Annotated in this window: 5 protein-coding genes; 2 read left to right on the forward strand and 3 right to left on the reverse strand. The window is 59.6% G+C overall.

Annotation, left to right across the window (positions count from 1 at the left end; genetic code table 11):
* Positions 1-163: 163 nt before the first annotated feature.
* The 3 genes from AAF358_20670 to AAF358_20680 all read right to left on the reverse strand — a co-directional run bounded on the left by AAF358_20670 (position 164) and on the right by AAF358_20680 (position 3,358).
* Positions 164-1,513, reverse strand: a complete 1,350-nt coding sequence (locus AAF358_20670; GenBank protein ID MEM7707977.1) for a cytosine permease — start codon at positions 1,511-1,513, stop codon at positions 164-166.
* A 292-nt stretch (positions 1,514-1,805) separates the two neighbouring features.
* Positions 1,806-2,150 (reverse strand): hypothetical protein, encoded by a 345-nt coding sequence (locus AAF358_20675; protein ID MEM7707978.1) that lies wholly within the window; start codon positions 2,148-2,150, stop codon positions 1,806-1,808.
* Positions 2,147-3,358 (reverse strand): class I SAM-dependent methyltransferase, encoded by a 1,212-nt coding sequence (locus AAF358_20680; protein MEM7707979.1) that lies wholly within the window; start codon positions 3,356-3,358, stop codon positions 2,147-2,149. Before AAF358_20680 ends, AAF358_20675 begins: the two co-directional genes overlap by 4 nt.
* 127 nt (positions 3,359-3,485) lie before the next feature.
* Here AAF358_20680 and AAF358_20685 point away from each other — a divergent pair, with 127 nt between their 5' ends.
* Together AAF358_20685 and AAF358_20690 are read left to right on the forward strand one after the other, a co-directional pair.
* Positions 3,486-4,415 carry a LysR family transcriptional regulator gene (locus AAF358_20685; GenBank protein MEM7707980.1) on the forward strand — a complete coding sequence of 310 codons (930 nt, stop codon included), beginning with the start codon at positions 3,486-3,488 and terminating at the stop codon, positions 4,413-4,415.
* Between the two features lie 179 nt (positions 4,416-4,594).
* Positions 4,595-5,368, forward strand: coding sequence for a DUF1838 family protein (locus AAF358_20690; protein ID MEM7707981.1), 774 nt, complete (start codon positions 4,595-4,597; stop codon positions 5,366-5,368).
* Positions 5,369-6,000: the final 632 nt, after the last annotated feature.

Genomic DNA, 6,000 nt, shown 5'->3' on the forward strand with positions numbered 1-6,000 from the left:
TGCTGGCGCGGTGTATGGCAACGCCCTATTGCGTTGTGACGCGCAGGTTAACCGTGGACTTCCCTTACTCGGCTAGTCACCGGGTACGGCGAGCCGAGTTTTCGATCACTGCCGGGCTTCCAATCCGGCGGAGCAATTTAAGGTGTGATGATATGCCGGTGGATCAAACAGTGCCGGTGACTCCAACCTTCACGCCGAGCATCCGGCCCAGCAGAAACAGCACGCCGTAGGCGACCATCGAAACAACCAGCCCGAGAAGCGAGGGAATCACCCACTCCAGTCCGGGAATCTCAAAGCCCTGGCTCGACGCAAACGCGGTGCCGGCACCCACCGCATACGCAACGATCGCGACCGGATTCCACTTGGGTAGTCGGTGCATGGCGTCAGGGTTGTAGCCCCGCTTGCTGACCAGATAGTAGTCGACAATGACCGGCCCGATCAGGGGCGGCACCAGCGCAGCCAGCAGATTGATCCAATCCAGAAAATACTGATAGATCCCGAGCCCAAGGATGGTGCCCAGAAGCCCGCAGATCACCGTGGTCACCCGCTGCGGGCGGCGCAGAAGGCTGGCCGTCTGCACCGCCGGCAGGTAAAGGTTTGCGTCACCGGTGGTCCAGAGCGCCAGGCTCATGGCAATCAGCCCAAGGCCGCCGATGATGGCACCCTGCTGCAGCATATAGGTGGTGAACTCATAGGTGCCGGCAACAATCCCGCCCATGGATCCGATGATCTGCAGGAACCACTGGGAGACGATCAGAACGATAAACGGGATAGCCAGGGCGACCCAGGCCTTCTTCGCGAAGCGGGTGTACTCCGCCATCACGATAGCGCCGACAATCCAGGATCCAACCACCAGATTGATCGCGTTTTTCAGGGTCAGCGGCTCCTGCGCGGATTTTTCCTCAGACAGGGCCAGAAACTCCGGCCAGCCGCCTACCTGATCGATGTTGAACCAGGCGGCATAGACGCCAACACCCACCAGCACCAGCACCGACGGCATGCTGACCTTCTCCAGTGCCGACACGCCAAAACAAGTGGTGGCGGTATAGAGCAAACCTGCGAACAGGGCGACCGCATAAAACGTTGGGCTGTCGAAAGACTGGGCCCAGGCAAAGCCAAAGGCGCCCACCACTATCCCCTGCCACCCGATGGTCAGCAGCGCGATGAACAGAACCGGCAGGTAGGCGCCGATGTTGCCGTATGTGAATCGGTAAAGCAGGCCGCTGTTGCAGGCGGTTTTGTAGCCGATGTAGCCGACAAGTGCCCCGATCACAAAATTCATGAAGTTGCCCAGAAACGAAGCAACAATCAGGTCCGGCCAGAACGGCAGGCCTTGACCCAAAGCGCCACCGGTGAGGAGCCCGGTGACCAGAAAACCCCAGCCAAACGCCAGGGTCAGTAGCGGCAGCGTGGCGCGCCGCTGCGAGGGTTTCAGGGGTTCATGTGGATTATCGGCGCTATTGGAGGCCTCCGCCTCGTCCAGCGTCCACCATTTTTTCAGTCCGCTGGACATGGTTCACCCCCGAGCAGTGTATTTGATTCTGTGCCTCAGCCGCAGCAGTACGACGCTGACCGGGCTTTGAACGATCGAACAGCGTAAAACAAATCAGGCCGGGGGAGATTGCAAATTGCGCATGGTCGAATGCGGCGAGGTCATTCGTGAAAGGCTGGGCTGGCCGGGGAAAGCGCCACAGTCGGACGGGCCAGACCGAGCAGACAGCGCGAGCGGTTTAGCGGGTTGTGTGGTTCGATGGACGATCGACGGGGACCCCGAGGGGCGCTTCGTCGATCGTGATCTGCGCGCTTCAGGCCGCGCGCGTTTGATCCTGAGCCGCGGTCTCAGCCGGCTCTTCATCCTTGGGCTGTGCCTCGAGCGTACGCAGCACCGTCGACAGCAGGCGCTCCCGATCGGACGCCAGGTGAGCCTCGTCGCCCTCGGTCGGCTCCCAGGACTCGACCGCGTCACCCACCGGCAGGTTGTGCTGTTCCAGGACTCGCTCCATAGCGTACTGGCGCTCGCGAAGCGTGGAGACCTCAGCGGTCAGCTCCAGCACCATGCTCAGGAGTTCGTCGACACCTTCGGCTGCAAAAAACCGGTTTCTACGGCCCTTGGCCATGCGGGGAATGATTCGCGTGCTTGAGTCTTTCATGCGGTTTCTCCAGCTTTGAAGGCGCCGAACCCGTACCACCGGGTGCCTTTGGGATTCATGCGGCCAGTCGAGTTGTCAAAAACCGCCGGTTTGTGAACTGACTCGCTGAACTCTTCCTCGCCGATAAACGTGTATCTCGGCAGGGTGACTTCGATGCAGTCGTTTGCTTGAAAGCCTGCACCGACGCAAAGCGACTGGTAATCCTGGTCTCGGAACGGCTTGTAGTGAGGCTCGTTGTTGTAATAGGTGTCCCAATCGAGGTGGAAACTCTGGTAAGCCTCGGTCCGAGCGTTCGGCGGCAGCTCCATGTTGATCAGCAATCCGCCCGGTCGCAGGACGCGATGGGCCTCTGCGAAAAACGCCTTGATGTCCTTGAGCGGCAGCTCGTGGAGGAACATCGAGGAGAACACCACGTCGAAGCTGTTGTCCTCGAATGCCATGTTGGTGGCGCTCATCTGGTGGAAGTGCACCGGGATTTCCAGGGCCTGCGCGCGGGCATGTGCGTAGCGCAGCAGCCCCGGGCCCACGTCGATTGCGTGCATTTCGGCGTCCGGGAAGGTCGTCTTCCACGGCAACGTGTTGTGACCCACGGTGCAGCCGCAGTCGAGGATCTTGGTCGGCTTGAAGTCGGGATAACGCAGCCGCACAAAATTCGACATGGTCATGCCGATGTCGTTCATGTCCTCACCGAATTGACGGAAGGCAAAAACGCGGGTGGCGCTGTCGTAGATGGCGCCCGCTGACACGTCGTCATCACCCCACTCCGCATGGAAACTGCCGGGCGCGAGATGAACGTCCAATCGGGTCACGTTCTCCGGTACCTGGAAGTTGGAATCCAGCGTCAGGCTGCCGCCAACCCCGTTTGAGTCACCGGCCAGCTCGGTTGCGCGATCCGCCAGCGTCTCCATGTCTCGTTCCACGGCAGGAATCACCGAGGCGAAGACCATTTCCTGCGCGCAGCTGCGAACGCTGGAAAAGAAGTGGAAGTCGCGCTCCCGCTTCATCACCGACCGCACCTCTTGGCCGTCAGCCGGCGGCCGGCCGTGAGCGCGCTGGAAGGCGGGCTGCACAACCTCGTCGTAGTGCTCTCGCATCCGTCGCGCCTGAGTGCCGAGCACGTGTGCGCGGAGACTCGAGGTGAACGATTTTCTCGCTTTCTCGTCTCGGGTGAAGCGAGGCCTAATGGCGTCGGGTGTTGCTTGTGACATGAAGGACTACCGTCTCAAAATCGAAAAGGGAAGATATTTTTTTGTATATTGATTGTCAAACACAAAAATTATTTGTATTTTGACCAGGGCCTAATCAGATCACAAAGCGCGTGAAGACCTTATGGAGTTGAAGCAGTTAGCCCGTTTTCTGGCGGTTATGGACCGAGGGTCCCTCGCCGGTGCCGCGCGCAACCTCGGACTCACGCAGCAGGCCATCAGCGCCAGCATCGCTCGCCTCGAGCAGGACCTCAACGTCTCACTCTTCGACCGCGGGCCCGGGGGCACCACCAACCTGACCCAGTTCGGTGAGGCGCTGTTGCCGTTTGCGCGCTCCCAGCTCGCGGCGGACGAACGGGCCCGGGCAGCGGTAGCGGCCATCGCTGAGGCGGATGTTGGAACGGTCACCGTGGGAATCGGTGAGACGTTTGCCGGCGATATTGTTGCGGACGCGCTTATCAAACTCCACAAAACCCGCCCCCAGCTTCGGATCAATCTGGTTGAGGGCTATTCAGAGCTACTGCTGAAACGCTTCTATCAGGGCGACTTCGACTTTGTGGCGGTTGCCGTCAACGATTACTCGCTGCGCGCGGGCTATCGCGCTGAGCCGATCTATACCACCAACGATATCGTCGCGTGCCGACCCGGACATCCGCTTTCCCGCAAAACCAGCCTGACGCTGGCCGATCTGCAGGGTTACGGCTGGCTGGTGCCCTATTCTCGGCCCTCCGACACGGACGTCATTATCGATGCTTTTCTGCAGGAAGGGCTAACACCGCCAGAGCAGTTTGTCGGTTCGGATGCTTACCGAGTCGGCATGAAGATCCTGGCCCGAAGCGATCTCTTGCTCATGACCTCGCCGGCGCTGGTAGCCAACCGGTTTATCAACAACGCTTTTACGATCCTGCCGATTGATCGACCCACCATTCGGCGCAAAGCCAGCCTGGTGCTCGACGGCAGCCGGCCGCTCACCCCCGCCGCACAAACCCTGCTGGATAACGTGCGGGCTGCGGTGAGCGGCGCGAAGTTTGTCACCGACCAGCACAGCACCACAGCCTGAGCTGGCGCCTACGACGCCGCGTTGCACGCGGAGCGAACCGTGCCATCGACTTTTCCGATAACTGGTTGCATCGACTGGCGTAACACCCCGGTTTCCAGTCGTGGTAACGTCAGCGACAGATGCAGTGACTGTGAAGAGCGCCGTCCTGCAGCCTCCCTCAGCAGCACAGGATTGGAGCGATGACAGAACACAGTGGTGGGCTTACACGGCGGCAGGCGCTCCTCGGCGCGGCCGGCCTCGCGATGTTTGGCACCCTGCCCGGGGTCACGCAGGCGGCAGCTCAGCGCTCCTTTGCGCCTCAGTTCAAAGATCCGGTGGACGCGCTGCGGGCGCACGTGAAGCTGGTGGGCAGCCTGGGCACAGAGACGGTCATCTCCTTTTATCGCCTGAACATCTATGCCGACCTGCACGACGGCAACTTCATCCCGATGTTCACCATGAACAACCTGCTGGTGGATAAGTGGGAGGCCAGGGCCAACAACACCCATCAAATGACCAAGTATGAGGCGGGTTACTACTCGGAGATCGACGGCTACGAGCCGTTGACCGAGCACCCGCATCTTCTGACCAAGAAACCGGTTCGAATCCGCAACTTTCGGCTGGGACCCGTGCCTCGAGGATATACGCCGGAGAAGTATCTCGTCATGGGCTACAACCCAAACCCCCTGCCGCTTGAGGTGATCGGCGACCGGGTCTTTCTGGCGACGCAGTCGATCGAGTCCTCGCCGGATTTTGTTGACCCCAGCAAAACGCGATACACCAACTCCTTCATGACCTACTCGGCGACGCTCGCTGACATGCAGGACGACAGCATGGCCTCAGCCCCGGTACACGCCCAGCTGCAGAATAAGAACGAGTGGCAGCCCTACATGAATATGGGGGATCAGGCCGGGGGTACCATCGCGCGCGGCTTCGGCTGCAAGGTCGCCGGTTTTTTTTCATGCGAACCCTAAGTTCGTGGTGCATCTATCTCTGGTGATCATACGCTGGCCATGTACCATGTTGTAACGGTGACTCTTTCTTCAAAAGAAGGTAGTGTCTGCAGGATTCGTTCCGAACAGCTGCAACGGCTGCGCTGTTATATGCTATCGCGCTTCGTACTTACAGTCGTCGCTTTCGTACCCCCTTGTATTTTGTGCTCCCAGTTGGGAAACTTTGCACCGCTTGAGGGCGCAAGCAACCCCCCCTTTCCCCCCTCCACCCGCCTTTCGCAATACTGCTGTGGGACGTACCCGGAGCAGAGAAGAACCATTGTACCAAGGACAGGAGTGTGTATTTCTCTGTTGCAATCTTGTTGTCAAGGCCACGCGTCTGGCCGAAAAAATAACTTGGTCAAAGTTGGTCGGGTTGCGGCCTTGGGGCCTCGCGCACGTGCCGTTCGTAGAAAGAGCTGCCACAAAAAATTAAAAAGTCACAACCGCCTCAGCTTTGTTTCTGGACCGCACCCCTCACCCGTTACCTCTGGTTCGTGATGCTCACAGGTGTATTTTGCCCTCACCTTTCCAACCCAACCTCTGCAGTCCGCCTCCAAGCCCCACACTGCTGTATCGCATTCACTTCTTGAAATCGGACCTTAAAATTCCCG

Source organism: Pseudomonadota bacterium, assembly GCA_039033415.1.
GTDB lineage: Bacteria > Pseudomonadota > Gammaproteobacteria > Xanthomonadales > SZUA-38 > JANQOZ01.

What these genes read in the sequence shown, in the direction of transcription:
- AAF358_20680 (MEM7707979.1), bottom strand. Translation starts at nt 3,358, where the DNA reads ATGTCACAAGCAACACCCGACGCCATTAGGCCTCGCTTCACCCGAGAC.
- AAF358_20670 (MEM7707977.1), bottom strand. Translation starts at nt 1,513, where the DNA reads ATGTCCAGCGGACTGAAAAAATGGTGGACGCTGGACGAGGCGGAGGCC.
- AAF358_20690 (MEM7707981.1), top strand. Translation starts at nt 4,595, where the DNA reads ATGACAGAACACAGTGGTGGGCTTACACGGCGGCAGGCGCTCCTCGGC.
- AAF358_20675 (MEM7707978.1), bottom strand. Translation starts at nt 2,150, where the DNA reads ATGAAAGACTCAAGCACGCGAATCATTCCCCGCATGGCCAAGGGCCGT.